The organism is Streptomyces sp. NPDC058052 (assembly GCF_042885515.1).
Classification (GTDB): domain Bacteria; phylum Actinomycetota; class Actinomycetes; order Streptomycetales; family Streptomycetaceae; genus Streptomyces.
In genome coordinates this window covers 173,362-199,726 of record NZ_JBHVRX010000008.1, presented here as the reverse complement: position 1 = coordinate 199,726, position 26,365 = coordinate 173,362, and the positions used below count along the sequence as shown (strand labels likewise).

General features: G+C 70.0%; 27 protein-coding genes. 12 read left to right on the top strand and 15 right to left on the bottom strand.

Translation table 11 applies throughout. The features are described from left to right. Positions 1-287: 287 nt before the first annotated feature. Complete coding sequence (locus ACFVU3_RS14365; protein ID WP_390066194.1) at positions 288-977, bottom strand: hypothetical protein; 690 nt, start codon at positions 975-977, stop codon at positions 288-290. Between the two features lie 302 nt (positions 978-1,279). Between ACFVU3_RS14365 and ACFVU3_RS14360 the strand changes: the two genes are divergently transcribed. Beyond that, positions 1,280-2,020 carry a class I SAM-dependent methyltransferase gene (locus ACFVU3_RS14360; RefSeq protein WP_390066193.1) on the top strand — a complete coding sequence of 247 codons (741 nt, stop codon included), beginning with the start codon at positions 1,280-1,282 and terminating at the stop codon, positions 2,018-2,020. A gap of 45 nt (positions 2,021-2,065) precedes the next feature. Here the strand turns inward: ACFVU3_RS14360 and ACFVU3_RS14355 are convergent, their stop codons facing one another. After that, positions 2,066-2,446 carry a winged helix-turn-helix transcriptional regulator gene (locus tag ACFVU3_RS14355; RefSeq protein WP_390066192.1) on the bottom strand — a complete coding sequence of 127 codons (381 nt, stop codon included), beginning with the start codon at positions 2,444-2,446 and terminating at the stop codon, positions 2,066-2,068. A 130-nt stretch (positions 2,447-2,576) separates the two neighbouring features. On the opposite strand from ACFVU3_RS14355, the gene ACFVU3_RS14350 reads away from it, so the two are divergent. Next, entirely contained in the window at positions 2,577-2,984 is a 408-nt protein-coding gene (locus tag ACFVU3_RS14350) for a RidA family protein (protein ID WP_390066191.1), read from the top strand. A gap of 32 nt (positions 2,985-3,016) precedes the next feature. Here the strand turns inward: ACFVU3_RS14350 and ACFVU3_RS14345 are convergent, their stop codons facing one another. Next, on the bottom strand, positions 3,017-3,616 hold the full coding sequence (locus ACFVU3_RS14345) for an SMI1/KNR4 family protein (RefSeq protein ID WP_390066190.1): 600 nt from the start codon (positions 3,614-3,616) through the stop codon (positions 3,017-3,019). A gap of 124 nt (positions 3,617-3,740) precedes the next feature. Here ACFVU3_RS14345 and ACFVU3_RS14340 point away from each other — a divergent pair, with 124 nt between their 5' ends. From ACFVU3_RS14340 to ACFVU3_RS14330, 3 genes are all read left to right on the top strand, one after another. Further along, positions 3,741-4,997: a DUF2716 domain-containing protein gene (locus tag ACFVU3_RS14340; protein ID WP_390066189.1), complete on the top strand. Its 1,257-nt coding sequence runs from the start codon at positions 3,741-3,743 to the stop codon at positions 4,995-4,997. Between the two features lie 115 nt (positions 4,998-5,112). After that, the gene (locus ACFVU3_RS14335) at positions 5,113-6,480 is read left to right on the top strand and encodes a tyrosinase family protein (RefSeq protein ID WP_390066188.1); all 1,368 of its coding nucleotides are present in this window, start codon (positions 5,113-5,115) and stop codon (positions 6,478-6,480) included. Between the two features lies 1 nt (position 6,481). Further along, positions 6,482-6,982, top strand: a complete 501-nt coding sequence (locus tag ACFVU3_RS14330) for a hypothetical protein (protein ID WP_390066187.1) — start codon at positions 6,482-6,484, stop codon at positions 6,980-6,982. Positions 6,983-7,142: 160 nt separating this feature from the next. On the opposite strand, the gene ACFVU3_RS14325 is transcribed toward ACFVU3_RS14330, so the two are convergent. Beyond that, positions 7,143-8,297, bottom strand: coding sequence for an epoxide hydrolase family protein (locus tag ACFVU3_RS14325; protein WP_390066186.1), 1,155 nt, complete (start codon positions 8,295-8,297; stop codon positions 7,143-7,145). 63 nt (positions 8,298-8,360) lie between these two features. Between ACFVU3_RS14325 and ACFVU3_RS14320 the strand changes: the two genes are divergently transcribed. Further along, complete coding sequence (locus ACFVU3_RS14320) at positions 8,361-9,389, top strand: helix-turn-helix transcriptional regulator (protein ID WP_390066185.1); 1,029 nt, start codon at positions 8,361-8,363, stop codon at positions 9,387-9,389. A gap of 80 nt (positions 9,390-9,469) precedes the next feature. On the opposite strand, the gene ACFVU3_RS14315 is transcribed toward ACFVU3_RS14320, so the two are convergent. From ACFVU3_RS14315 to ACFVU3_RS14295, 5 genes are all read right to left on the bottom strand, one after another. Continuing rightward, complete coding sequence (locus ACFVU3_RS14315) at positions 9,470-10,072, bottom strand: class F sortase (protein ID WP_390066276.1); 603 nt, start codon at positions 10,070-10,072, stop codon at positions 9,470-9,472. Between the two features lie 223 nt (positions 10,073-10,295). After that, entirely contained in the window at positions 10,296-11,033 is a 738-nt protein-coding gene (locus ACFVU3_RS14310; protein ID WP_390066184.1) for a hypothetical protein, read from the bottom strand. A 465-nt stretch (positions 11,034-11,498) separates the two neighbouring features. Beyond that, positions 11,499-11,927 (bottom strand): hypothetical protein, encoded by a 429-nt coding sequence (locus tag ACFVU3_RS14305; RefSeq protein ID WP_390066183.1) that lies wholly within the window; start codon positions 11,925-11,927, stop codon positions 11,499-11,501. A gap of 383 nt (positions 11,928-12,310) precedes the next feature. Beyond that, the gene (locus ACFVU3_RS14300; RefSeq protein WP_390066182.1) at positions 12,311-13,375 is read right to left on the bottom strand and encodes a ferritin-like protein; all 1,065 of its coding nucleotides are present in this window, start codon (positions 13,373-13,375) and stop codon (positions 12,311-12,313) included. Positions 13,376-14,127: 752 nt separating this feature from the next. Beyond that, positions 14,128-14,622 (bottom strand): hypothetical protein, encoded by a 495-nt coding sequence (locus ACFVU3_RS14295; RefSeq protein ID WP_390066181.1) that lies wholly within the window; start codon positions 14,620-14,622, stop codon positions 14,128-14,130. Positions 14,623-14,839: 217 nt separating this feature from the next. On the opposite strand from ACFVU3_RS14295, the gene ACFVU3_RS14290 reads away from it, so the two are divergent. Further along, entirely contained in the window at positions 14,840-15,151 is a 312-nt protein-coding gene (locus ACFVU3_RS14290; protein ID WP_390066180.1) for a DUF3052 domain-containing protein, read from the top strand. Positions 15,152-15,509: 358 nt separating this feature from the next. Here ACFVU3_RS14290 and ACFVU3_RS14285 read toward each other — a convergent pair whose 3' ends face one another. Next, complete coding sequence (locus ACFVU3_RS14285) at positions 15,510-15,722, bottom strand: EF-hand domain-containing protein (RefSeq protein ID WP_390066179.1); 213 nt, start codon at positions 15,720-15,722, stop codon at positions 15,510-15,512. Between the two features lie 479 nt (positions 15,723-16,201). Between ACFVU3_RS14285 and ACFVU3_RS14280 the strand changes: the two genes are divergently transcribed. After that, positions 16,202-17,245 (top strand): SGNH/GDSL hydrolase family protein, encoded by a 1,044-nt coding sequence (locus ACFVU3_RS14280; RefSeq protein WP_390066178.1) that lies wholly within the window; start codon positions 16,202-16,204, stop codon positions 17,243-17,245. Positions 17,246-17,523: 278 nt separating this feature from the next. Here ACFVU3_RS14280 and ACFVU3_RS14275 read toward each other — a convergent pair whose 3' ends face one another. Next, positions 17,524-17,913 carry a hypothetical protein gene (locus tag ACFVU3_RS14275; protein ID WP_390066177.1) on the bottom strand — a complete coding sequence of 130 codons (390 nt, stop codon included), beginning with the start codon at positions 17,911-17,913 and terminating at the stop codon, positions 17,524-17,526. A gap of 659 nt (positions 17,914-18,572) precedes the next feature. Then, a complete protein-coding gene (locus tag ACFVU3_RS14270; RefSeq protein ID WP_390066176.1) occupies positions 18,573-18,707 on the bottom strand; it encodes a hypothetical protein in 135 nt (44 codons plus the stop codon). 174 nt (positions 18,708-18,881) lie between these two features. Here ACFVU3_RS14270 and ACFVU3_RS14265 point away from each other — a divergent pair, with 174 nt between their 5' ends. Next, positions 18,882-20,552: a hypothetical protein gene (locus ACFVU3_RS14265; RefSeq protein ID WP_390066175.1), complete on the top strand. Its 1,671-nt coding sequence runs from the start codon at positions 18,882-18,884 to the stop codon at positions 20,550-20,552. 263 nt (positions 20,553-20,815) lie between these two features. Here ACFVU3_RS14265 and ACFVU3_RS14260 read toward each other — a convergent pair whose 3' ends face one another. Further along, positions 20,816-21,664 (bottom strand): sporulation protein, encoded by an 849-nt coding sequence (locus ACFVU3_RS14260; RefSeq protein WP_390066174.1) that lies wholly within the window; start codon positions 21,662-21,664, stop codon positions 20,816-20,818. A 73-nt stretch (positions 21,665-21,737) separates the two neighbouring features. Between ACFVU3_RS14260 and ACFVU3_RS14255 the strand changes: the two genes are divergently transcribed. Both ACFVU3_RS14255 and ACFVU3_RS14250 read left to right on the top strand, forming a co-directional pair. Beyond that, positions 21,738-22,619, top strand: coding sequence for a sporulation protein (locus ACFVU3_RS14255; protein ID WP_390066173.1), 882 nt, complete (start codon positions 21,738-21,740; stop codon positions 22,617-22,619). Positions 22,620-22,968: 349 nt separating this feature from the next. Further along, positions 22,969-23,574, top strand: coding sequence for a dihydrofolate reductase family protein (locus ACFVU3_RS14250; protein WP_390066172.1), 606 nt, complete (start codon positions 22,969-22,971; stop codon positions 23,572-23,574). 224 nt (positions 23,575-23,798) lie between these two features. Here the strand turns inward: ACFVU3_RS14250 and ACFVU3_RS14245 are convergent, their stop codons facing one another. Then, positions 23,799-24,296: a hypothetical protein gene (locus ACFVU3_RS14245; RefSeq protein ID WP_390066171.1), complete on the bottom strand. Its 498-nt coding sequence runs from the start codon at positions 24,294-24,296 to the stop codon at positions 23,799-23,801. A 327-nt stretch (positions 24,297-24,623) separates the two neighbouring features. Here ACFVU3_RS14245 and ACFVU3_RS14240 point away from each other — a divergent pair, with 327 nt between their 5' ends. After that, positions 24,624-24,935, top strand: coding sequence for a hypothetical protein (locus tag ACFVU3_RS14240; RefSeq protein WP_390066170.1), 312 nt, complete (start codon positions 24,624-24,626; stop codon positions 24,933-24,935). A 188-nt stretch (positions 24,936-25,123) separates the two neighbouring features. Here ACFVU3_RS14240 and ACFVU3_RS14235 read toward each other — a convergent pair whose 3' ends face one another. Further along, the gene (locus ACFVU3_RS14235; protein ID WP_390066169.1) at positions 25,124-26,062 is read right to left on the bottom strand and encodes a hypothetical protein; all 939 of its coding nucleotides are present in this window, start codon (positions 26,060-26,062) and stop codon (positions 25,124-25,126) included. Positions 26,063-26,365 lie beyond the last annotated feature (303 nt).

Below are 26,365 nucleotides of genomic sequence, written 5' to 3'. Positions count from 1 at the left end.
CCTCGGCGAGCGGCCGGGGTGCGGACCGGCGAGCCGGCCCGCCACCTCCTGGGCGCCTTGGCGGAAGGGCAGCCGGGGAAGCCGGGCGGTGTCCTGAGCCGGGAGTTCCCCGGCAGCCCACAGCCGAGCGCACTCGCGCCGCACGGCGTCGGCAGTGCACGAGGAGGACCGCCGGGAGCCGGCGCCCCACCGCTCCCTGGGCGCGGGCTTCCCGGTCGAGGTGGTGGTCGTGGGGCCGACACCGCAGGTCCACCCTGAGAGGAGGAGAGTGACAGGAATCAGGGTCGTCAAGCATCGGGATCACGCTGCTGCACAGCCGTCGTCGCGCCAAGGAAAGGGGCGAAATGCTCGGCGACCTCTGCCGCCACGTCCACCGCGTCGAGCGTCCCGTCGACTTCGATGACACGGATGCCGAGGCGGCGGGCGTTCCGTGCTGCGTCCTCGGCGACCAGCCGGTCACGGGCGACACGGTTGGCCTGGGAGCGGGCCGGGTCGGAGACAGGCGCGTGGAGGGTTCCCGCGCGGGGGAGGGTCCGGAGCTGGTGCTGACGGAAGTCTTCCGTGGGGACGAGGACGACCATGCGGCGGAGTGAGTCGAGCAGCGGCGCCACGAGCTCCGGTCGCAGGCCCCATCCCTCGGCGATCACCGGCCGGGCGGTGAACAGTGCGCGCAGGTCGTCCAGCGCCCATTCGAAGCGGACCGGGAAGCCGGCCAGCGTCTCGGCGGCCATCTTCTCCGGTCCCTGCTCCAGCCAGACGTGGTCGGGGGTGGGATCTTCCACGGGTTCACCCAGGGCGACACGACGCGCGACGCGGCGGTCCTGGTGGCCGCGGGCGTCGTGAAAGTCGTAGTGGTAGACCGTCAGTCCGTACTGTCTGGCGATGAGTTCGGCGACGGTGGTCTTTCCGGACCACTGTGCGCCGCCGATCCACAGCGCGCGCCGCAGGCTGCCGTGGGGATCCCAGACATCTGACATGAGTTTCCTCCGGTTTCCGGGCGGTGCAGATCTCCGATCGGAACGAGTGTCCTGGTGTGACAGCAGAAATTGCAGTCTTGTCTTCGCCGGGCGGTTGGCAGAGAGTGGAAAGGGAGAGGTGGTTCTTCTCCCCGGCGCATCCCCTTCCGGCGGATCCGGACCAGGGCGGACGCGGTCGGCCAGATCGACGGGGGCATCCCGGTCGCCTCGTCGCCACGCTCGCCATCTGGCTCCGCTCGTGATCGCCAGGACACTGCCTCATCGTGTTGACCGCCCCCGGCGGACAGTGCTGGACTCGCCACGTGGACAGCATCCCCGCCAACCGGCGACTCTGGAACCGGATCAGCAGCGCCTACCAGCACGAGCACGACCCGCGCATCGGCGCCACACCGCGGTTGTGGGGCATGTACTCCATCCCCGACGCGTACCTGAACGCCCTGGGCGACGTCACCGGCAAGCGCGTCCTCGAACTCGGCTGCGGCGCCGGTCAGTGGTCCAGGGCGCTCGCGGCCGAGGGGGCCGGTGTCGTCGGGCTCGACCTGTCCGACGCCCAACTCGCCGCGGCGGCCGGTGCGATGGGAGAGGCCCGCTATCCGCTGGTACAAGGCGCCGCCGAACAACTCCCCTTCGCCGCCGAAAGCTTCGACCTCGTCTTCTGCGACTTCGGTGGGCTCAGCTGGGCGCCCCCGCACCTGGCCGTCCCGCAGGCCGCACGCGTCCTGCGCCGAGGCGGGCGCCTGGTGTTCAACGTCGCCAGCCCATGGTTCGAGGCTTGCTACGACGAAGCCGCCGGCCGCGTGACCACGACGCTGCAGCAGGACTACTTCGGGCTGAACACCATCGCCGAAGGCGACGGCGCGACCAGCTATCAGCTCACCTACGGCGACTGGGTCAGGGTCCTGCGCGGTGCCGGTCTCCTCATCGATGACCTCATCGAGCCGCGGCCCGACCCCGGAACGCCCAACGGCTACAACGAGACCGACCCGCCCGACTGGGCACACCGCTGGCCGGCGGAACTGCTCTGGGTCACCCACAAGCCATGAGTTCCGCCGCGCCGGTACGCGAGGCGTCCCCTTGCCGGACCGGTGTCAGGCGTCGAAACGGCGGCGTGATGCTTCGATGTCGCCCAGGTACTGGTGGGTCCAGGCGCACAGGCCGTCGATGGTCACGCGCAGGGCGCGGCCCGGTTCGGTGAGGGTGTACTCGACCCGCGGGGGCACGACGGGGTGGACGGTGCGGTCGACGAGGCCGTAGCGCTCCAGCATGCGCAGGTTCTGGGTGAGCATCTTGTGGCTGATGCCCTGGACGGCGTCGCGTACCTCTCCGAAACGCAGCGTGCCGTCCCCGATGGCTTCGATGATCAGGAGCGCCCACTTGTTGGCGACGTCCGAGAAGATCTCCCGCGCGAGGGAGTCCGCCCGCGTCAGGTCCGCGTCTTCGGCCGAGCCGCTGAACTGCTTGGTTCCCACGAGGTTCCCCAGTCACCGAAAAGTGCGTTCTTCCTTGTCAGCGCCCACTCTCCTACGGTTTCCGAGTCACCACAAGAAACCGTGAGGCCCTGCGGAAGGGTCTCACCACATGTGAGGGAGGGGCCGCACCATGGCCGTCACGCTGCTGAACCCGAAGGGTCTTCCGGAGGTCGACGCCTACCGGCAGGTGTCGATCGCGACGGGTGCGAAGCTGGTCTTCGTCGCCGGGCAAGTGGCCTGGGACGAGGACGGCCGGACGGTGGGGGAGGGGGATCTCGCCGCGCAGGTCGAGCAGTGCTACCTCAACATCGGCACCGCCCTCGGCGCGGCGGGCGGAAGCTTCGACGACGTGGCGAAACTGACCGTCCACGTCGTCGACTGGACGCCTGACAAGATGCCCTCGCTGATGGAGGGGATCGCCCGCGCCTGCGCCCGGCTGGGCGTGACCCCGGTGCCGCCGGCCACGCTGCTGGGCGTCGCGGCGCTGGACGTGCCCGAGCACCTGGTCGAGATCGAGGCCACCGCGATCCTGGACTGACCCGGGGCGTGGGACCTCCCCGCCCTCGGCCCCTATGGGCGGGCAGGCCGCGGTTCACCGGAGTACGGGTCCAAGCCCGCCTTCCAGCGAAGTTGCTGTGTGCGCCAGTGCACGTAGCGTGGTGAGGCGTCGCGGAGATCGATGCTGATCGGGCAAGGGACGAACTCGTCCGTGAGGAGCTTGCGGAGGAATGCGACCATGCCGCAGGTGTACAGGGTGAAGTCCTCACGCGTGTGGCGGCCGCAGACCAGGACCGGCCACTGGTCAGGATCGGGGTCGGTGGTCAGCCAGCAGAGGATGTCCGCGCCGGAGGTGACGCCCCAGGCGAGTATGTGGTCGGGGTCGATGTCGAGGCCCTCTTGGCCGTCGAGCATCTCCCAGGTGGAGCGAGCGTTCTCCGTCTCCTCCTCGAAGGTCCCGGGATCCCACTGGAGGTACTCCTGCGGCAAAGGCATGAGGATGGAGACTTCCTCGAACGAGCCGGCGCCCCACACGGACATGAAGGCCATGTAGTCCCGGGGGAGCCTCGTGCCCCACCGTGCCTCCGCGCCCGCCCAGTCGACCCCCTCGTCAGCGCCGAGATCCGGAGGGAGAATCCTGGCCAACGCTGCGATACCCGTCGGGTCTTCCATGGCAATCCCTTCGATCAGACCGCCGAGAGCCTACGAGAACACACGGACAACCAGCACGGCGGAGGGGTGCCTCCCCCAGACGCGCAGGTCGGGACGTTTCCGAGCCCCGTCTAGGCTTCCACGCATGGACATGGGTGAGCGGTGGGCGGAGTACGACGCGCAGCGGGGGCGGGTCCCCTCGTGGCATCCGGTCGGGGTGGTGGTCCAGGCGGATGGGCCGGTGGTGCGCCGGCACTACGGGACGCACGGCACCGCCGAGCACGCCCCCCTCGCGCCCGGGACCGACATCGCCGGGCTGGTCCGCCGCCAGCAGGAAGCCTTCGCCGCTCGTGACGAGCCGGTGGAGTGGAAGGTGTACGGGCACGATGCGCCGGACCTGGGCCGAGCGCTGATCGCGGCAGGGTTCACCCCGGGCTGGGAGCGTTCCGTGCTGATCGCCGAGGAGCTGCCGGACAGCCCCGATGTCTCGCCGCAGTCCCGGAACGAGATCCGCAGCCTGTACTCGGTCCAGCAGCAGGCCGAACGGGCTCGGGGGATCGCCGTCGGGTCTCCCGGCCCGCACGCGGTGCCCTACGCGGAGATGATCGCGGACGGCACCTCGGAGGACGGCGACGTCTACATCGACGTCCGCGTGCAGCACGGCGAGGTCACCGCTGTGGGCTGGGTCCACACCGACCTGACCCGTCCCTTCAAGATCGTCGGTGGGCTGAGCAGCGACGACGAGGACTTCGTCCGGGACTGCACTGCTCACTGGCGCACGCCCACCCCGCGACCCCTCCTGGCCGAGGCCGGAGGCCGCCTGCGTGAGAGGCTTCTGGAGGCCGGCTTCGTCGAGGCCGCCACCGTCCGCTCGTATCACTGGCGCCCGGCCGGCACCTCCGAGACCACTCGCCCCGCGCAGTTCCTCGACTGGCTCCACGACGACGGTCCGCTGTGGGAGCGCTTTCACAGGGACTTCGACTTCACCCCGAGCGTCACCTCCCTGCCCGCGATCAGCGCTCCCGTTCCCTCCGCCGCCTGGCATCTGCACGCCCACCACCGGCCCGTACCCGACCTCCCCGAACAGATCGACGCGATCGTCCAGCGCGGACTGCTCACCGCCACCGGGCCCGGCGAGTTCGTCCACTGGCTCGACTGGCAGCACGACGGCTACCGATACGACCCCCGCCGCACCGACCTTCCTGGACGGCCGCCTCGACCCGGCAAAGGCACCTACCCCCATGGCGACTACTACCTCCACCTCACCGACGACCTCCGCCTGGGCACCTTCGGCGACCCCTGGGAACAGACACTGACCGTCTGGGGCCCCTCGGTGCTCTCCGCCGTCGAGGCGGAACTGACCGAGCTGCTCGGAGAGCCGATCAGGCGCCGCCGCGGCTGAAAAGAGCCGCCGGAGGCCGGGAGCAGATACGGATCACCCCAATGGCCACGTTCCGTCATCGCGGTCGCGTGAATATTCACTGCATGTGACCCGAACCCGGAACGGAGGCACCGCCATGGCGAAGAAGCGTCGTGACATCAACGCCCTGACAGAGGCTCAGCTGGACGACTACGTCCACGCTCTCGGCATTCTGCGCGCCCGCTCGGTGGCCGACCCTGACGATCCGACGGGATACGCGTTCCAGGCCGCGCTGCACAACGACGTCTTCGTCGGCCCGTGCGAGCACGGCAGCGACGCGTTCCTGCCCTGGCACCGCGCGCACCTCCACTACTTCGAGCAGCTCCTCCAGGCGGCGGATCCGCCCCGGACCGCGGACGTCACCATCCCGTACTGGGACTGGATCCACGAGCAGCCGACCGGAAAGTTCCCGCCGTCGTTCGACAAGCCGGGGCTGTCCGACCCGGACCGCGATCTGCGCCCCGCGGAACTACCGCCCGACACACTCGCGATCGTCACGACCGAGACCGATCAGGCGCAGTTCGCCGGATTCCCGGACGGGGACCCGTTCGGCGACTACGGCCGTCTCGAGGAGGGGCCGCACAACTACATGCACCCGGAGTTCATCGGGGGCAAGATGGCGGACCCCGGCCAGGCCGCGGAGGATCCCATCTACTGGAGCTTCCACTGCTTCATCGACCTGATGTGGGCGGAGTGGCAGCGCCGAAACGGCGCCCCGCCCCTGACGTCGCCCGACCTCGACCTGCGGGGCTTTCTCGACCAGCCCAAGCACAAGAGCGGGGACTTCCACGACACGCTGGACCTCGGCTACACGTACGCGTACTCCGACCAGCTCGCCACCGCGTTCGGCGTCGGCGCGGCCCCGCCGATCCCCCGCGAGCTCGTGACGTCGAAGCCGATGGAGTCGGTCTCCGGCGACGACATCCCCACCCAGCTCCGCGACACCGAGCGCCTGCAGTTCCGCTTCTCCGCCCCGCCTGAGGAAGGCCGACGGCTGGTGGTGAGGCTCAACGAGCTCAAGGTTCCCCGGACCGGGAGCTTCATGATGCGTGCCTATGCCCACCCGAGAGACGTGGAGTTCCGCACCGACGACGACTTCGCCGAGCGCTACGGCGTGGGGTACGTGGTGATGTGGCGCGCACACCTCCACGACGGCGACCACCACGGCGGTCATGGCGGTCACGGCGACCACGACGGGGGGCACGGTCACGGTGACGGCCACGGCGACCACGACCACGGCGGCCAGGGCCACGGCGACGCGCCGCCCCCCGCTCACCACCCCACGTCCTGCACGGCGCGCTTCGACGTGACGTCGGTGGTGGACGCGACGCCCGCCTCGGTCGAGGACCACGTGCTGACTCTCCGCTACATCCCCCTGCCCAGCGGTATGGACCAGGCCGACCAGCCTGCCGAGTTGATCGAGGAGGTCATGTTGAAGAACGTGATGATGGAGGTGTACGCCTGAGATGCGTACCCCAGTGTTCGAACTCCACATCCAGCCGATGTTCCGGGCGATCGACCGCGATCACATGAGTTTCACCATGGATCTCTGGGACTACGACGATGTCGTCACGCACGCCGACGACATCATGGAGCGCCTTGAGCAGGACATGCCTCCGCTCGTCAGCGGCGGGCTGTGGCCCGAGGAGTGGATCGCGCTCTTCAAGCGCTGGAAGGAAGGGGCGCGCAAGCGCCTCGAACTCGGCACCGCGACGTACGAACTCACCCGCACCGCCACGCGCGTGGAAGTCTCCGCGACCGGTACGTTTCCCGCCGCGGGCTACAAGGGCTGGCTGCAACTGGAGAACTCCACCGACACGTCGAAGACGTACGTCCTTTTCTTCGAGGCTCCCGACACTCCAGGGGCAGGCACGCCGACGACCTTCGCGGTGGAGGAACGCTACCGGGCCACCGACACCCGCACGGTCTTCGTCCGCGACGCAACGGGCGTCCACGAGGTCGTCTGACGGACACCGCACCGCATCCCCACCGCGGATCGGCGTGCTCGCGAACCGCTCCCCGCTCGCGCGGGGACGGTCCCGCGCACGTGTTCCCCAGTGTGCGCCGTGCCTGAGCACGGCACGCTGCCGCGGCGCCGGCCCGGTCGAGGCCGGCGCCGCGGTGGTCTCAGCGCAGCTTGCGGAAGAACTCGCGCACGTCGCCGACGAGCAGGTCGGGTGCCTCCATGGCGGCGAAGTGGCCGCCGCGGTCGAACTCGGACCAGTGCACGACGGTGTGTTCGAGCTCGACCGTGCGCCGGATCGACACGTCCGTGGGGAACACCGCGACCCCGGTCGGCACCGTGGAACGCTCACCGGCGCCCCAGGCGCCGGCATGCGCGGTCTCGTAGTAGCTGTTGGCCGAGGACCCGGCGGTTCCGGTCAGCCAGTACAGCATCACGTTGGTGAGCAGCAGATCCCGGTCCACCGCGTCCTCGGGCAGTTCGGCGGCGGGATCGGTCCACTCCTTGAACTTCTCCACGATCCAGGCCAACTGCCCGACCGGGGAGTCGTGCAGGCCGTGCGCCAGCGTCTGCGGCCGGCTGATCTGGATCATGGCGTAGCCGGACTGCTCGGTCTGCAGGTACCGCAGGTTCTCCAGCCGCGCCCGCTCGGCCTCGGTCAGCTCGCCCACCTCGTCCGGGTCGACCTCGGTGAAGGCGGCGAGCCCGTTCGCGTGCACACCGACGACCTTGTCGGGGTCGAGCCGGCCGAGTCCCGGGGAGATGATCGCGCCGGTGTCGCCGCCCTGCGCGCCGTAGCGGTCGTAGCCGAGCCGGTTCATCAGCTCGGCAAACGCCCTGGTCACCCGGTTGGTGTCCCAACCGGTCTCGCGGGTCGGCCCGGAGAACCCGCTGCCGGGGATCGACGGGATCACCAGGTGGAACGCGTCCGCCGGGTCGCCGCCATGCGCCCTGGGGTCGGTCAGCGGGCCGATGACGTTCAGGAACTCCACGATCGAGCCGGGCCAGCCGTGGATCAGGATCAGCGGCAGCGCGTCCGGCTCGGGCGAGCGCACGTGCAGGAAGTGGATGTCCTGCCCGTCGATCTCGGTGGTGAACTGCGGGTGGGAGTTCAGCTCCCGCTCGTGGACGCGCCAGTCATAGCCATCGCGCCAGTACGCGGCCAGCCCCTTGAGATAGCTCACCGGCACCCCGCGGCTCCAGCCGGCATCGGGCAGGTCCGCGGCCCACCGGGTCCTGGCGAGCCGGTCCCGCAGGTCGTCCAGGTCAGCCTGGGGGATGTCGATGGTGAAAGGCCGGATCTCGCTGTTGGTGTCCATGCCGACAACCCTAGGAGCGGGTTAGGACGGATTCGGTCCTAGCTCGATGACAGACTTCACGCCATGTGGGACACCTCGACACGGCTGCTGCGACTGCTCTCGCTCCTGCAGACCCGACGCGACTGGTCCGGCCGCGAACTGGCCGAGCGACTGGAGATCACTCCGCGCACCGTACGCCGTGACATCGACCGGCTGCGCGACCTCGGCTACCCCGTGCTGGCCACCGCGGGCACCGCCGGCTACCGACTGGGCGCCGGCGCGGACCTGCCACCGCTGCTGCTCGACGACGACGAAGCCGTCGCGGTCGCGGTGGGCCTGCGCACAGCGGCCAACGGTTCGGTCACCGGCATCGAGGAGACCTCGGTACGGGCCCTGGCCAAGCTCGAACAAGTACTGCCGTCCCGGCTGCGCCACCGGATCAACGCCCTGCAGTCGGTGACGGTGCCGATGGCCGGCATCGGCCCCACCGTCGACCCGGCCCCCCTCACCGCGATCGCCGCCGCCTGCCGCGACTCGCTGCGCCTGCGCTTCGACTACCGCACCCACGACGGCACCACCAGCGTCCGTACGACCGAGCCCCACCGCCTGGTGCACACCGGCCGGCGCTGGTACCTGATCGGCTGGGACGTCGACCGCGAGGACTGGCGCACCTACCGTGTCGACCGTCTCGCCCCGCGGACGCCCACCGGCCCCCGGTTCACTCCGCGCACCCCGCCCGACCCCGATCTCAGCGCCTACACCTCACGGGCGATCTCCACCGCGGCCTACCGCTACCAGGCCCGGTTCACCCTGCACGTCAGCGCCGAGACCGCAGCCGAACGGATCGCCCCCACCACCGCAGCACTGGAACCGATCGACGAGCACAGCTGCACCCTGCGGGCCGGATCCGACTCGCTGGACGAGCTGGCCATCTACGTGACGACCAAGGGCTTCGACTTCGACGTGCACGAACCCCCAGAACTCGTCGAGCACATCAAGACGCTGGCCGCCCGGCTCGCCGGCGCGACGCGTCAGCGTCACGGCCGGGCCGAGACGGCGGGCAAGGACGGCCATGAGCAGCCCGGCCCCCAGGACGGGCGGCGCACTCGATGACCGGCCCGGCCTCGGCCCGACCACCTTCCAGCCGGCCGCTCACCCGAGCCCGCTCCCCGCGGGCCGGACAGCGCCGCCGGTCAACGGATGGCGTGCAGATGGGCGAAGACGACGAGGTTCTCGGTGTAGTCCTTCGCCGCGCGGTCGTAGGGGCCCGCGCAGGTGATCAGCCGTACCAGCGCGTCGGGGGTGTCGGCGTAGACGCGCTGGTCGGGGAAGGCGTTCTTGCGGAAGCTTTCGACGGACTCGACGAGGAAGACCGCGGTGGTGCCGTCGGCGCGGGCGACGTCGAAGGTGTCTCCGGGCTCGAGCTCGCCGAGGCGGGCGAAGACGGCGGGGGCGGTGGCGGTGTCGAGGTGGCCGGCGATGAGGGCGGTCCCCCGCTCGCCGGGTGAGATGCCGGTGGCGTGCCACCCGACCAAGTTGGTGTTGTCGGCCGGCGGTGGGTCCAGGGCGCCGGACGAACCGATCCGCAGCGCGGTGAACGGGGCGTCCACGCCGATGCCGGGGATCTTCAGACGGACCGGTGCGGACCTCGGCATGAGGGGGCCGGCGGCCGGCGGAGGGGTCGGCGAAGCCGGGCGCGCGGCGCCGGAGCCGGGTTCTGGTGCGGCAGCCGGAAGGTTCTCGGCCGGGCCGGAAGCCGTCGGCCGGGAGGGCGCGGTCGCGTCCGGAGTGAACATCCCTGGACCGAAGAAGGCCAGGAGCGCCACCAGCACCAGCGTCCAGAACACCGTGGGCACGACCCACCGGACGGCACGCCGGGGCGCCGGGGTACGGGTGGGGTGGGGCCGGGTCTTCACCGGAGAGCACCTTTCGAACGCGCGAGTCGGATCACGGACGGAGCGGGGGCCGGGACGCGTGATCCCCTCGAAACGGCGTCTCACGCGTCCCAGCCGGTGCCCCCTACGCGGTCGCGCCCGCGGCCTTCTTGCGGCGGTGGAGGACGACCGCGGCCGCGCCGGCGGCCAGCACCACGGCGCCGGTCACGTTGGTGCCCGTGTCCGCGAGACCGCCACCGCCGGTGTGCATGCCGCCCTTGGGCTTGTCGTGCTCCTTGCCCCAGTCCTTCGCCTGGTCGCTCTGCGCGGGCTTGGACCAGTCGTCCGCGTTCACGGCGGTGAGCGCACCGCCGCCGGTGTGCACGCCGCCCTTGGGCTTGTCGTGCTCCTTGCCCCAGTCCTTCTCGCGGTCGCTCTGCGCGGGCTTGGAGCCGGGGTCGGTCTTGGAGCCGGTCTCGGGCTTGGACCAGTCGTCCGCGTTCACCGCGGTGAGCGCGCCGCCGCCCGCGTGCACGCCACCGCGCGGCTTGTCGCGCTCCTTGGACCAGTCGTTGCCGCTGTCCGCCGTGAGCGCACCGCCACCGGCGTGCACTCCGCCCTGCGGCTTGCCGTGCTCCTTCTGGCCCTTCGGGTGGTCCTTCTTGTCGTGCTCGTCCTTGGACCAGTCGTCGCCGCCGGTGAGGGACAGGGCGCCGGAGCCGGTGTGCATGCCGCCGTGCGGCTTGTCGTGGTCCCGCTTCTGGCTGTGGGCGGAGTCGTTCTTGTCCCAGTCGCCGGCCGTGAGCGCGTACGCGCCGGGCGTGGTGACGGCCAGGGTGGCGACGGTGGCTGTGGCGGCGAAGAGAATGCGGGCAGAGCGCATCGACGGCTTCCTTCCGTGCGCTGCGTGAGCCGACCCGCTGTCAGCTCCTTCCACGCAGCGACATGACCCACCGTCAGGGGCTGTCCTTGCCCTTGCCACTCGAGCTAGTGCATCCGGGAACGCAGGCGGGTTCCGATAGAGCCGAAAGGGCGTCAGTGACGGGTCCCGGGGGTGTCATCGATACTCATCGCATCGCCTTGCCGGCCCAGGAGCCGTGTGCCGGATCCCGTCGATACGGGAGGGGTGCGTGGAGGGTTCCGGCGGCCTGAGCTCCGCCTTGCGAGCGCACGCTCCGGACGCCGCTCCCTGACCCGGCCTGTCCGAACCCAATGAGTCACGGCAGCCGTAAGCCGGGACCTTCGTCGCAGGATGAGCCCTTTCGGAGGTCAGGGTGGTGTGCACTGACAGCCGAGACCGGCCCGGACCCGTGCTGTCCGCACCCCGCCGCCAGCCGTTCTTCAGGAATCAGGACTCCTTGGCCTTGACCAGTGTCAGGGTGATCGGCCCGTTCACGTCCGGCTGCAGGTACACCTTCTCCGAACTCACCGTCCAGAGCTGGATGTCGCTCATCCCGATGGGTTCGGGTTCCAGATACACGAAGTTCGAGGGGGTGGGGTCCCAGGTGCCGCCGAAGTCGCCGAGGGAGGCGGTACCATCGATCCCCACCTCGTCCTGGGAGAAGCCGACGGCGGAGAACCGGCCGTCCGCGTCCAAGCGGATCTCCGCACCCGTGTCGTCATTCCGGTACACCCCGGGCAGGTGGTCCGGGTCGACATGGACCGGGCCCAGATCTATACACCCCGATACGAGAACCGTCATCAGTGCGACTGACATAGCGACGAGGCCGCTCCTCCCCATCCCTCGTACCGTCTTCATGCCGACCTGCGTGTCCACACACTTCTCCCCCCTGGATCAGGCAGCGGGATTGCTGCCCCATAACCTATTTGAACATGCTCAAAAAATCGATGTGCAACTGGCCCCTGGTACGGCTTCGCGGAGTTGAGCGGCGCGGGTCCCTCGTCGCTCCGGCCGGGGAGGTGGTTGATCATGTCCCTGGGGGCGCCGGCCGGCCCATGAGGTGATCAAGGGGCGGGAATGAACCATCTGAACATGGCAAGGTCGAGTGCTCTACGCGCCGGGCTGGCTCAAGGGCTACCGCTCGTCTGCTCGCTCTGTCTGCGTGCGGCATCAGCGACGAACCGCAGCCCTGGAGGTAGAGGGCGCGACCATGGGGCGATCGAGGCGGAGATCTGCCGGAGAGCTTCCGACTCGCAACACTAGCCGTCGACGTACCGGAACTCCGGTCCATAGGTCTTGCCGCCGCCGCTCGGGACTTCGCGGAGCATCAGGGACCGGGCCGGTCCCTTGAGACCGATCATCTTGTCGACGGCTTGGTCGAGGAGGTCGGTCGCCGCGTCCGGGTCGTTCGCCTGCCAGGCGTCTTCCAGGAGGTCCAGCATCCGGCTGTACGCCTGGTTGCCCTGGTCGAGCAGGTCCTGCGTCCCGGCGTCGGGGGCCGGCTGTCCCGGTGCTCCCCAGCCGCCGTCGGGCACCGTGCCCATCGGACGGGTTCCGGGCATCGCGATGACGTCCCCGGTGAACTCCCATCTGCCCGGGTTCTCGGCGACCTCGACCAGCTTGCGTCCGTGGTACAGCTCCCGGAAGACGTAGAAGTGGGCGAGCTCGTCGGTCACCCCGGGGTGAGGGTTCTCCGGAGAGGCGGAGGTGCCCTCGCCCTGCTCCCTGATCACCTTGATCGCCGCCTCGACATCGGCGAGTGAACGGAGTGCCACGAGGCTGTTTCCCTCGCCATGGTGCTGCATGTCCCGTTCGAGCTGGTGAGCCCCGGTGATCAGGTCCGCGTGGTCCCGGAACACCTCCAGGATCGCGATGTAGAACGCGCCGATGGACGTGTGTGACCGGGCCTCCGTGACCGGGTCGTCGGGCTGCTCGATCTTCGCGAACAGATCCAGGGACTCCTTCGACAGCCCGCTCACGAAGACGGTCAGCGACGGACGTACGCCGCCGGGCAGCGGTCCGGGGTACTTCGGCACCGTGTGGACGTCGCCGAGGCGGGGGACGCCGCCGATGGTGGTGAGCATGTTCCCGGCGAGGCCGAGGTGGGACATCTCGTCGAAGACGATCCGCTTGAACGCCTTCAGCACGTCCCCGCTCTGAGGCTCGATGGACCACATGGCCGACAAGTACGGGGGAAGGGTGGCGAGTTCCAGAAGCATCGCCTGCTGGAGCGACTCCTTCAGCCAGCCGGCGTCGCGGCGCCCGGCGGGCTCCTCCATCAGTTCGACGATCCGGTTGCTCCGGTATTCGAGAAGCGACGTCATGGAAAGTCCCTTCCGTGTGATTCTGCTCCCTCTTGTTCATGAAGAAGGGCAGGTCGGTGCCGTCAGAGCCGTGCCATGGGGGCGTCATCGGTGGCCGCCGGAACCGTGCAGGACGAGCCGAGCACTCCGCTCCAGGCAGGCGCGTCCCGGAGCGGATCGGTCCGGGTACGCCGGGCAAGCCCGTCCGTCAGGGCACGACTCGGTGACATCCGGCCCCAGCGTCCCGGCCAGGAAACCGCGACCACAGTGCAGCCCCACGAAGGGGAGGTGGCCTCCGGACGGCACCGGCCGGGCAGTCGCGCCCGAGAAGGAGCGACGGTCGGCATCTGTCCGTCTCCCGCAGTGCGTTGGCGGGCACGAACGTGCCGAGCAGGCGTCTTCCACCGTACGGCAGGGGAGTGAGGGCGGCACGCCGAGCGCGGGCTGACGCCCGCGCTGACCGCGTTTGCGAGCCTCGGCACCCAAGGGGAGACTGAGAGTGACCGTACAGCGAGAACTCCCCAGCGTAAGCCGCCTTAAGCCCCAAGTCGGCCTACCTGCACGGTTCTTGGTGCGCCCCGCCCGGCCCCATCGACCGGCTCGTCGCCCTAGGCCAGGCGATCATGACTGGTGTCACGCGCCTACACCCCCGGAACGGCTGCCGCAACCTGGCGTGAGGAACCCAGAGAAGGACCCGGTTGGCCCGCGCGGGCCAGGCGCAGCGCTGCGGCCGACCCGGCCGGTTTCCCGCCCCTGTCCTGCGGGACGCCTGATCAGCCGGCTGTCGCGGTGAGGTGGTACGTCGTGTCGACCTGGAAACCCTCCGCCGTGGTGCCCCTGATCTCGAGGACGTACTGACCCGGGACGAGTGGGGTGAGCGCGGACCAGAGACCCCAGGCGAGATGCATGCGCAGACCCACGCGGAAGGGCGGGGCGACGAACTCGCGGAGGGGGAGGGGCGCGCCGTTGAGGTACGCCTCGGCTCTGGTCACATCGAGGGAGAGGGGCTTACGGGAGTGGAGCTTGGTGTGATGGGTGTTGAGCACCGGGAAGAACACCGGGCGTCCGGCCGGGATCTCGCACCGGCGGACCACACGGCCGCCGTAGGTGCCCGCCAGGAACCACAGGTCGTCCGGCTGCCGCCAGGCGGCGTGCGCGCCGGTCGTGTCGGCCACCGGGCTCACGTCGTCGGGGGCCGACAGGGCCCACTGCCACCAGCGGGCGGCGAGGACGCCGCCCTCCTCATCGGATATCTTCCATGCGCTCACGCCGCCACACCCTACGGGGCCCGGCGTTGGAGACCCTCGGCGGGCCGGTCGCATGCGACGCTCACCCGCACCGATGCGGTCTCGGCGGCCCGGCGACGGAGCGGGGCCCAGCCCCAGAGCCACACAGGGCACCGCGGACGGAACGCGCCCCGCCCACTGCCGGCCTGCGCAGCACCCGGCGCGGAGCCGCGTCGTCCGAGCGCTCGCACAGACCTCGGTGGAGGAGGGCGCCGGCGCGGAGCTCCTCGACGAGGCGTGCGACGAAGTCGTCGACGTGGTCCTGCTGTGGTGGCGGGAGAGCGACGGCGACCTCGGGGACGCGCTCGTCGACGCAGTCGGCCCTCTGGCGGAGGACGGGGTGATCTGGGTGCTCACTCCCACGTCCGGCCGCGAGGGCCACGTAGAGCCCTCCGGCATCGCTGAAGCCGTTCCCGCCGCCGCCCTCACGCAGACCTCCGCCATCGGCGTCGGCGAGAACTGGTCCGGCATCCGCCTGGACTTCCCTCAAGCGGCCAAGGCGAAGCGCTGAAGGTCCGCGCTCTCCTCGCCGGCTGACCGCACGGTCGCCCGGGTGCGACCGGGCGACCGGAACAGTGCACGGGAGATCGGCGTCAGGTCCGGAGTCGTGAAGGGCTGCGCGGCCGTGACGGTCACCGACACGCACGAACGACCATGCCCCCGCAGCCGTACGTGGCTGCGGGGGCTCAGCGCCGTCCGGGGATGTCCGGCGGTCCAGGCCCAGCCCCAGGTCCGAGCGGACCCGCGAGCTCCAGGCCGGGGGCCTGTTCCCAGTGCCCTCCCTGCTGCGGTCAGGGGTCCGGCCGTTTCTACGTGGGCCGGTGCCCGCATGCGCGTGAACCCCGACCGCGTTCCCGGGGAGGGGCGGATCAGGCGAGGAACGTCTTGAATTCGGTGAGGGTGATGCGCCGGTCCCCGTCGGAGTCGGCCGCGCGGACGAAGTCAGGGAGCCTGATCCCTTCGATGGCGCCGCCGTTGGCCTGTCCGTAGTCCCTCAGCTCGCGGAGCCGGATCTCGCCGCTTCCGTCCGTGTCGATCTGCGCGAACAGCGCTTCGGCCTCGGCCTCGGTCATCTTGCCCATGGATCCTCCTGCTTCGTGTACGAGTACCGCCTCGTCGGAATGTCTCCGACAGCCAGTCACCAGACGTAACCCAATGGAGAGGTGGCAGGACACGTGACGACCCGGCGCCGCCGGGACATGGGGTGGGATCTCGCCCGTTCGGCGGAGTCGGCACGGTATCGGGACGTGCCGGGCCTGGTGCGGTGCCGCCTCGAACGAGGAGGACGCCGACGGGCAGGCCGCGCGGGCACAGACTGAGGCCACCGGAGAGGTTCCGGCCGGGGCCGGGGCCTGGGCGCGGGAGGCGTGGTGAAGCCCAGCGCGAGGTACCGGCTGGGTGGCGTGTGGCGGGGCGAAGATCTGATCGTTCAGCCCGATCGGGGGCGATGGGTCCGATTCGTCGCAGGGGCAGGTGGCAGCCATGGATGATCTTGGCCGAGGTGCCTTCCGCCCGGAGCCACGTACCCACTCCGGGCGTCTTTGCAGATCCTGGAGGATCCATGCGACACCCTGTCTCCCGCCTCCGCACGCGCGCCCTGGCCGTCGGGCTCGCGCTGGCGGCGTCCGCACTCCTGCCCTCGGGCTCCGCCGAAGCGGCCGATCAGTACGAGTGGGCCGCGCTGGGCGACTCGTACACCGCGGGCGTCTTCGTCGGCGACCCCCGGCCCGCGCTGGGCGACCCGGCGCGGGACGGCTGCGACCGCACCACCAACTCCTACCCCCACGTCATCGACCAGGAGCTGGCCGAGTTCCCGCCGGGCAAGCCTGTCCACCTGGCCGACGTCAGCTGCGGCAACGCCACGATCGACAACATCGCCAAGACGAAGCAGATCCCGATCAGCCCGGTCCAGGCGCCCGAGGGCGGTTGGCCGGCGGTGGACACCCAGATCAAGCGGGCCGGCCTGGGCGACCAGACCGACATCGTCACCATCGGCGTCGGCGGCACCAGCCTGCCCTTCGGCGACATCCTGACCAAGTGCTTCACCCTGGGCGCGACCGGCCAATCCTGCCGCGACCACTACACCGATCCACCCGAGGGGGAGGAAAGCCTCCAGGACAAGCTCGCCCGGGTCCAGGACGAGTACATCGAGATGCTGGCCCATGTGCACCAGACCGCGCCCGGCGCCAAGGTGATCACGGTCGGCTACCCGGCCGTCCTCCCCGACGAGGCCGGCGCCTGCAACCGCCTCGCCCTCACCGAACTCGGCCTCATCACCCACGCCGACGTCGACTGGCTCCGCGACGACGTCCTCGAGCCGCTGAACAGCACCATCCAGCGGGTCACGAGCTTCTTCGGTGACCGCTACGTCGACGTCCACTCCTCCAGCGTCGGCCACGACGCCTGCCAGCCCGCCGACACGAAGTGGGTCGAGGGCATCTGCGGCGACGCCGAGGACTACTGGCCCACCAGGATCCCCGGCACCCTCCTGAACTGCGCTCCCCTCGACAAGCACGTCACCCTCGTCCACCCCAACGCCGCAGGCCACGCCAACACCGCCGCCCACGTCGAGCGAGCCATCCGCATCGCCCTCCTCGAACGCTGACCGCCCGGCCCGCACCCCGTAGCCCCGGTACCGCGCACCCCTGCGCGGTGCCGGGGCGTTCCGGGCCGGCGAGGTGCCCGTGCCCGGACCGTGTTCTGGGAGGACGAGAACGGCAAGGTGTCCTCGGAGCACCTGGCCGAGTCCGCAAGGAAGCCGGCGAGGGCTGAGTCGTTTTCTGGAAGCCGATCACCTGGCCGGTGGCAGGCGGAAGGGGCGGACGGGCAGCCGGCTCCGGAGACGTACTGCCGTGCTCCGTACTCCGACTCTGTCTCTCGGAGTCAGTGAAGGTCTGCCTGGAAGGCATGACGCGGGTCGGTGGGGCATGTGAAGATGCGCAGCTCTCCCCACCGGCCGACGACAACCCCCGTCTCGTCGTCGCTTGCCACGGTGAACAGGAGCCTCATGTCTGTGCCGCAGTCACCGCAAGGAAAGACGGTCGGTTGTGTCAGGTGCCAGGTCGGCCAGCCGCCGAGCTTCCAGCCGGCCAGGCGAGTGATGACGTCACGGCCGTCGCCGGTCTCGCGGACCAGGTCCTCCCACCGCGGACGGAGTTCCGCGGGGAGTTCCTCACGGAACGGGAAGTCGGTCACGTGCTCAGCGGTGATGGCACACGTCTGGGGGACGTAGCCGTCCTCGTCATACCGCGAGGGAGGCGGCGGGGTCGTCAACCGGCTGGTCACCTCAGCGGCGCGACGCCATCGAACCTCGACCACAGGGCTCACGTCGGCCTGCTGGGCCGGAGGATCCCAGTGTTCATTCGGACACCAAAGGATGTGCAGAAGGTCAGTGTCAGCGGGCCACCACGGTCCCGGCGCGTCACGTCGGAAGACTTGGGCCAACGGGATCATGGCCGTGGCAGGCGTGCCGTCTGGACTGCCTTCGTCGGGCAAGGAGCACATGGGCCACGGTTCATCACCCGGCCACAGCAGAGGTCCGCCGATCGAACTGCTCCCCCAGTCTGGTTCTGCCCGCTTGGGATGGAGCAGGACGGCGTCGCGCGCGTGGGGAGCGAGTTCGGGAAGCGCAGCGAGTATCGCTTCGATCGACGGTCTGGGGGCGCGCGTCATCTTGCCTTCCGGTCGGCTGGCCGTACGTTGCACGCAGCGTACCGGCCTCATGCGCTGTGACTGCCGCTGCGCGTATGGCGGCGTCGGCCTGGGCGACAGTGGCGGATGGGGGGAGTGTCCCGCCCACACCCGCCGTTGCTTTCGAAGGTGCCGATGAGTGCGGCGATGCCGGTGTCATGGCGCGATTCGACGCGGTCTCGGCGACGTCGTGGAGCGACGTCCGGACGCGGCGTTGGGGAGCACTCGCGAGTGCAGGCAGGTCACTCCATCGGATGCTCATCACCCTGGTCGTACCGGTGGGTCTCGCGGCGGGCACGGCGCGCGTCGAGGGCGATGCCGACGAGGGCGCCGAGGATGGTGAGGATGTCGGCGGCGAGGGAGAGGCTGTCGTTCATGGTCTGCCCTTCGTGCGGATGAGTGGTCCGGGGATCGGTCTGCGGGGCAGACGATGGCCGGAAGTTGCTTTGTACGGACCCTCCCGACCGAACAATGCAGGTAGGTTCCGGATGCACGGGCTCTTGTCCGGGACGGACCGGACAATGAGTGGCATCCGACGGGGGGTTGTACAGGTGGCGGAGGCGAGGAAACGCGGGCGTCCGTGGGGAGAGATCCGCCCGGTCAACAGGTACGCCGGCAGCCTGGCCGAGTTCCTCCGTCACCGGGTCGACGAGTCCGGCAAGACGCTGGCCGTGCTCTCGAAAGAGGTCGACTACTCCAAGAGTCAGACCAGCACGCTGCTCAGCGGGTGCATTCCCCCGCGTGCTTTCGTCGTTCGGCTGATCGCCGCCACCGTCGTACCCCCGCTGCGCGAGCGTCGGCAGGCCGAGGCCCTCCAGTTGCTGCGGGACGCCGAACACCCGCCGCGCGCCGCCCGCGCGGCCGCGGTGCCTGATCAGGCATCCATCATGGGCCTGACACAGCCGCAGGTGCAGGCGGAGCAGATCCAGGTGTACGAGCGACTGACCCGTGCCCTGGAACAGGAGAGCGAGCTGCGGCAGGCAGCTCAGAACTCGGGCAAGCTGATCTGGGTGCTGCTGGGTGTGGTCAACACCCTCGACGACCGCGTACGCAAGCTGACGCTTGAGCGTGACCGGCTCGTCGACGAAGCGGCCGGCGGAACGCTGGAGGAAGCGCGCAAGCGCATCGGGCGCGCCGAGGAGCAGAAGGCGAAGGCGGCAGCGGAATTGGCCCGAGCTGAGGAGAAGAGGCGACAGGCCGAGGGTCTCGCCGACCGGCTCCGGCAGGAGATTGAGACGCTCACCGACGAACTCGACCGCCTGCGCGGCCCCGGCCCCTCACCCCACGACCACCTCCCCCTCCTGGCCGGGGAGCCGTCGCAAGGGCCGGCTGAGAGCGGAGATGCCGAGGCCGACGACATCGACGCCGCGCTCGCCAGGGCCACGGCCGTCAACGACGAAGACGGGGACACCATCGACCGCATCAGCGCCGAGGTCACCGGCGGGACCGCCCTCGCCGTGGAGCCGGGGTTGCTACTTCCGGAGCACTCTCCCACCAGCCCGGACACGTCGAACAAACCCGCCTCTCAGCTCAAGAAGGAAGCCGACGCGGCCTCGGAACGCGGCGACGCCGCCGAAGCGGCTCGGCTCTACCACGCCCTTGCAGGACTCTCGGCCGCATACCTCGGCTCCGACCACGAGGACACGCTGACTGCCCGACGCAGCCACGCCCATTGGACGGGTGAGGCTGGTGATGCGGCGGCGGCACGCGACCTGCATGCCGCCCTGGTCACCGACCGCGCCCGCGTCCTCGGCCCCGACCACCAGCTCACGCTGTCCACGAGGCACAACCATGCCTACTGGACGGGTGAGGCTGGTGATGCGGCGGGCGCGCGGGATCTGCACGCGGCCCTCGTCACCGATCGGGCCCGCTTCCTCGGCCCCGATCACCTGCACACTCTGTCTACGAGGCACCATCATGCCTACTGGACGGGTGAGGCTGGTGATGCGGTAGGCGCGCGGGATCTGCACGCGGCCCTCGTCACCGACCGCGCCCGAGTCCTCGGCCCCGACCACGAGGACACCCTGGACAGCCGGAGCGAGCACGCGTACTGCACCCGGATGACGGGCGACCCGGTCACCGCACGAGACCTCTATACCAGCCTTGTCACCGACCTGACCCGCGTCCTCGGGCCCGACCACGAGCGCACGCTGGCAGCCCGACGCAGCCACGCCAAGTTGGCAGGCGAGGGTGATGATCCGGAAGGCGTACGAATCCTGTAGGCCGCCTTCCTCGCCGACCGGACTCGCGTCCTCGGCCCCAGCCACGAGAACACCGTGATCAGCCGGCACGAGCTGGCGCACGGCACCCCGATGAGTGACGATCAGGCCGCCGAAGAAGACTTCTGGCGACAGCGTCGACCCTGGGCATCGTGACCACCGACCGTTCTCGCGGCCCCCGTCTGTCGCGGCACCGGTGGCTTCGAGGCAGGGTCCGGCCTGCGGGCTCTCCTGCTCCGCGGACGGGAACGGCACTGCCGCTGGGGTCAGATCCGGTGCAACCGGTCCAGCCGGACGAGGTCGTCCATCGCCTCGCGCAGTCGAGGAGCGAGGTCGGCCTCGCCCACCTCGTGATGGGCGACGGGGAAGGACAGTGCGGGCGGCCTCTGGTCCCAGCTGCCGAACCTGTCACGGTCGTGGCGGCGTACGAGGACGAGGGCGCCGACCTGGCTGTTGAGGACGGAGACCTCGATCTCCGCGAAGGTCTCGGCCCTCCGGCTCGGGTCCTCCAGGAAGTACGTCTGGAGGTAGTTCCGGCGCTGGGCGACGTTCGGGATCCTGTCGTCCGTCAGCCGGGCCTCGACCCGGCTGTACCCCTCGGCGAAGAAGGCGTCCATCACCGCCTCGTGCAGCGGCGGTGCGGCCACGTGCAGGAAGTCGATGTCCTTCACCACGTCGCTGTCGCGGGACCGGACCGTGGTGACCACGGAGAGGTCGACGCTCGTGGACCGGCCGCCGAGCTCGGTGACCGGACACTCCCAGGGCAGCCGTCCGCCGAACCGGATCCGGTGCTCCCCGCCGGGCTCCACCTCGACCGAGGTCTCGTAACCGGCGGCCGGGAGCCGGGCGACCTCGACCTCGCGGGGGACGCCCTGCCAGGTCAGGCACTTGGCCATGACCCGGACGTCGAAGCGGTCGATGTCGAGCCCCGTACCGCCGCCCCGGAAGACGACCTCGCCCCGCACCCACTCGCCTGGCCGGGCTTCGACGGTGCTGATGACGGCGTCGATCTCGGGCGGCTCGACGTCGCCGGGACCCTCGCCGTGGACGGCGTCGACACGGGCATCGTCCCTACCCGCCCCACGCCCGAACCCGAAGAGCTTGAGCAGTCCCATCCGTCCCCCTCCGAGTGATCCCGGAAAGCCTATTAGGCTCGTGCCCCAGGACGAAGGGGAGGGGGGCAGGGCGGTGGCATTCCGCACATTGTTCGGGGAGGGTGAAGGCACGGACGACTCGGCGTCGGTCGACCCACCCGAGCTCGACACGCGCATCAGCACTCTCACGCTCCGCCCGGGCGCGGAGGTCAGCGGTCGGCTGGTGATCCGCGCGGGGGGTGCGGACCTCCGGATCGGCGACGTCGTCCTTCAGCCGGTGGCCAGGATCCACCAGCCCAGTGGCACTCTGATCACCGACCATCTGACGTTCTTCCACGCGTCGATCGTCCGCTTCGACGTTCCGGCCGGCACAGAGCGGCAGATTCCGTACACCGGGCGGCTGCCCTGGTACACGCCGTTCACCGACTTCGACGGCCGGGCCCTCGGCGTCGACTTCTCACTGCGCACCAGAATCGTTCTGAACGACGGCGCCGGCACGGTCCTCACCGACACCGACTTCCTCCACGTCGACCCGTTGCCGGCCGTCGAGGCCGCGCTCGACGCCTTCGGCGAGCTCGGCTATCTGGAGCGGTACTCCCACCTGGTCAAAGACCAGATCAAGGACTCGGAGTCGATCTCGGAGGAGTACCAGCCGGTGTTCCTCAGCGACCCCAGCGGCGGCCAGGCGGACTTCCCCCGGCTCGAACTCGCCTTCGACACCAACGCGGTGGGCACCATCTGTCACCTCCGCGCGTCCGCGCCGGATGTCTTCGCCTGGGACGACAAGCCCGGCACGGTCTGGTTTCCCGTTGCCCACCACGAGGCCGGCAAGGCCGACGTGACCGCCCGCGCGGCCCGAGCCCTGGAGGAGCTCGCGGCCTTCTACCGCCTGCACCCGAAGAAGGCCCGCAGGGGAGGCAGGGGCCGAGGCAGGGCGACGCAGGACCCGTGGCCGTACGGCGGAGCCGCCACCTAGGCCGCGTACGGCCGGCCACCGACCGGCTGCCCGGGTCCACCCGGCAGGCACACGTGATGAGGGCTGGAGGGCGGAGCACCCTGAGGCCGGACGAGGGCTGCTCGCGGGGGAAGCCCCAGCCGGGGCGGAGCCGTCCTTCTCCTAGGTCCATGGCGCTGTCGGGCGGGGCTGCGACAAGCGGACGTTCGGGTGACGGGGTGGAGCGCTCGGCCTGAGCCGCGCGAGCAGCCGCCCGCCGACCTGAGCGGACCCCACCGTCGTGGGTTTTCTCGATGCTTCACAGCGCGGCGGACGAGTGTGTGGCTCCCGGCTGGTCCAAGCTCGTGACACCCCAGGAAAGGACACCGCCATGTCGGAGCTTCTCGTCGACTTCATCACCTCCCTCGACGGCCACGCGTCGGGAGAGGGGTGGCCCGGGTTCTGGGGTCTCGAGGGGCCGGAGTACCTCGCTTGGCTCGGCGAGCAGCCGGAGGTCACCTACCTGATGGGGGCGAACACCTACCGCCTGATGTCGGGCTTCGCCGCAGGCGAGGTCCCGGACGGCCAAGAGGAGTTCAGGCCCGAGGAGGAGGCGTCCGTCGACGAGCTGACGCAAGCCTCCAAGGTCGTGTTCTCCTCCTCGCTCCAGGAACCGCTGACGTGGGCCAACTCCACGCTCGTCCGCGACGATGCCGTCGAGGCGGTCCGCGCCATGAAGTCGAGCGGCTCGGGGCTCCTCAGCACGATCGGCAGCCTCAGCCTCTCCCGGTCCCTGCTGCGAGCCGGACTCGTCGACCGCTTCCGGGTCGTGATGTTCCCGGTGATCACGGGGGCCACGGGCGAAGAGCGCATCTACGACGGCTATCCGGACGTTGCCCTCGAGATGACCGAGCACCGCACCTTCGACGGCCGCATCCAGCTGGTCGAGTACAAGCCCCGCGTGCTCGATCACCCACCGCTCGGCGTCCCCGCGTGACGTAGCCCCGTCACCTGACGGGACAGTCGTCAGGCATGCGCCGGTCGACGAGGTCGAGGTGGATGGTCCAGTGGTGGGCCAGGACCGGAGCGAGGGCTCGTTCATCACCGCGGCGACACCGTGGATCGAGCACCGCAGCGAACTCGCCCGGGAACGGTTCGCGCGCCATCGGTCAGTTCGTCCCCGTCATCTGAATCGCGGACGGCGTGATCGCCCGGACAGGTCTAGTCAGGGTATCCCGGCATGCCCCACCAGGCATTTCTCTCCTTGACGTGGGCTCTCGGGCAAGCCGTGCGCCACGTCGTGACCGCCGGGGGGCGGCCTGGGCGTGCGAAGAGAACCCTCTTCCCGTGGAGGCGCAGGCGCAGGTTCGCCGAGTCGAGGACGTTGTCGCGGATGATGAGCACACCGGCCACGTGATGGGGGTCGTGCTCGGTGGTCCGTCCGCCGGCCTGCCGGAGGCGGAGCTTCGTACGGCCATCGGCCTCGCCGACGACGATCCGTGCTTCGACCAGGCGCCGCCGGTCCCAGACCTGGTACGCGAGTTCCACGAGCACGTAGACCCCAGCCGCACACGCCGCCCACGTGACGCCGGAGGACGCCCACAGCACCAGGACGAACAAGCCGGCACAGCCGGCCGTCACCGCCGTACGCCGCAGCCGCGGAACGGTCCGGGTCTCCTTGTCCGTCGCGTCCCAGAGCAGATCCTCGCTGATGGCCATTCCGCCATCATGGATTCCGCCCGACGTCCTGAGAAGCCTCGCGGACCAAGCCGGGTTCGGACAGGGGCCGGCGCCCCAGGGGGTGGAACTCGACTGGTCGAGGGGGGCGTTCGGACGTAGGCGCTGCGTCCGACGAGCTCGATTCCTCGGGCGATGCCCTCGACGTCGCCCGGAGCGATGCCCCGTAGTACCGCCTTGTCCACCACGGCGTGCTCCAGAGCCGAGCTGGCCTTCTGTCTCCGTGCATGCCGCGAGACTCCTCACCTTGCGGTGCCCCTCTGCTGACGTGGTCCGGGGCCGTGTAGCGTCAAGGGCAAGGGGGATGAGATGAACTTCGACGAGAACGAACCTCAGTCTGTTCGAGAGGAACGCCTCGCCGCGGAACGGGCCGAACGCAGAGAGGCGCGCAAGGCCGCGTCGCTCGACTTGCGGGGGGCCCATCTCGGCGTGGCGATCGTGACGATCGCCGTGGTCCTCCTCGGCTGGTACGGCAAGCCCGTCGCGCTGGGCGTCGTCAGCGGAGTCTTTCTGCTCTGGTTCTCCGCCGCCGTTGTGTGGGCCTACGCCGACGGGGACCACGGCCGGCACGCACTCCAGCGTGCGTACAACGTCACCTTCGGGTGGGGCGACGGGTTCTGAGAACCGAGGACTCGTACCTTTCGGATGCCGGACGGGTTCGCCCGCATCGACGCAACCGCCCGCGAGGAGCCCGACGTAACCCCGATGGCCGGCCGGCCTCGTGCCCGACCGCCTCGGTGGGTCCAGCACCGCTGCCGCCGAAAGGGGCGCCACCACAGGGGCTCACCCACGCTGCTGTGCCGGCGTCGTCACTCACTCGTCTGTCCCAGCCACTCAGGGGGCAGCTTCTCGACCCATTCGGCCGCCGGACAGTTTTTCCGGATCACCTGGCCCGTGCAACCCCATCCTTCGCCGATGACGTGCTGGAAGTACTGGGCGGGCTTCTGTGGCACGGACTCAGTGGTGAAGCTTTCGGTGCCGTCCGGGATGCGCCGGGTGTGCGTGCCGGAGGTGTCCGTGTACGACGCGTCGATGTGCCACGTGCACGTCTGGTCGGATACGCGTGGCTGGATGTGCATGGCCATGTTGGACTGCCCGTTGCCCAGCTCGATGACGTGGTGACGGAAGAACAGTTTGCCCTGGTCTTCGCCCTCGTCCAGGACATACGGCCCGAACGTTCGGCCCTTCGCGCCCCCGGTCAGATCCCACATCAGGCCCTGTCGGCCCTCGGCGCCGGCCGGTGGCAGGTCGACGACGGTCTGTGCGTTCGACGGGCGGCACGAGTCCTTGACGGCGGTCATGCTGTTGATCGTGAGTCCGGCGATACGGTCGCTGTTGAGGTTCAGGTTGAACGACTGGGACCAGCGCCAGTCCGGTGTGTAGCGGCCGTCCTCCAAGCCGTCGTTCGGGAATGCCTGGGGTTCCGCGTACTCCAGGAGTCGTCCTCCCAGCGGCTTCAGGAAGCGCCACACGTCGAGCCCGTCGCCTCCGGCATCAGTGGCGGTGAGCCCTGCCTGCTCGTCGGCGGTCAGTTTCCGGTCCAGCAGCACGATGAAGTTCTCCGGCGGGTCCTGCTCGATGTCGCGGGGAGTGAACGTGGCGACGAAAGCGGGCTGTTCGCGGTCGGCGGTAGTGGCGGCCTTCCTTTCTGTGCGCGCCCGGTCGTCCGCCGTGGTCCTGTCCAGGAGGTAGTTCGCGTAGTAGGCGGACAGAAGGCCGCCCAGGACGGCAACGATCGCGACGGCCATGTAGAGCGCCCGGTGTTTGGCCGCCAGCCGACGGAATCCCGGCAGCCGCTCGTCGGCCAGAACGTCCCACGCGGTCTGCGGCGGCGCCTCTGTTGTTTCCGGGGGAGGCGGAGAAACGGGCGTGAGGGGAGGAGAGGGCGTCGCGGTCGGGGCTGACGGGGCTGGCGGGGTCGCTCTCGGTTGGTCCTGCGGCGGAGGGGGCGATGCTGGGGCAACCGTGCCCGGTTCCGGAGGTGTCGGAGCAGCCTCGTCCCGGCTCGGCCCCCCTGGCCCGGAGGCCGGGCGTGGTGCGGGTGGAGTCGT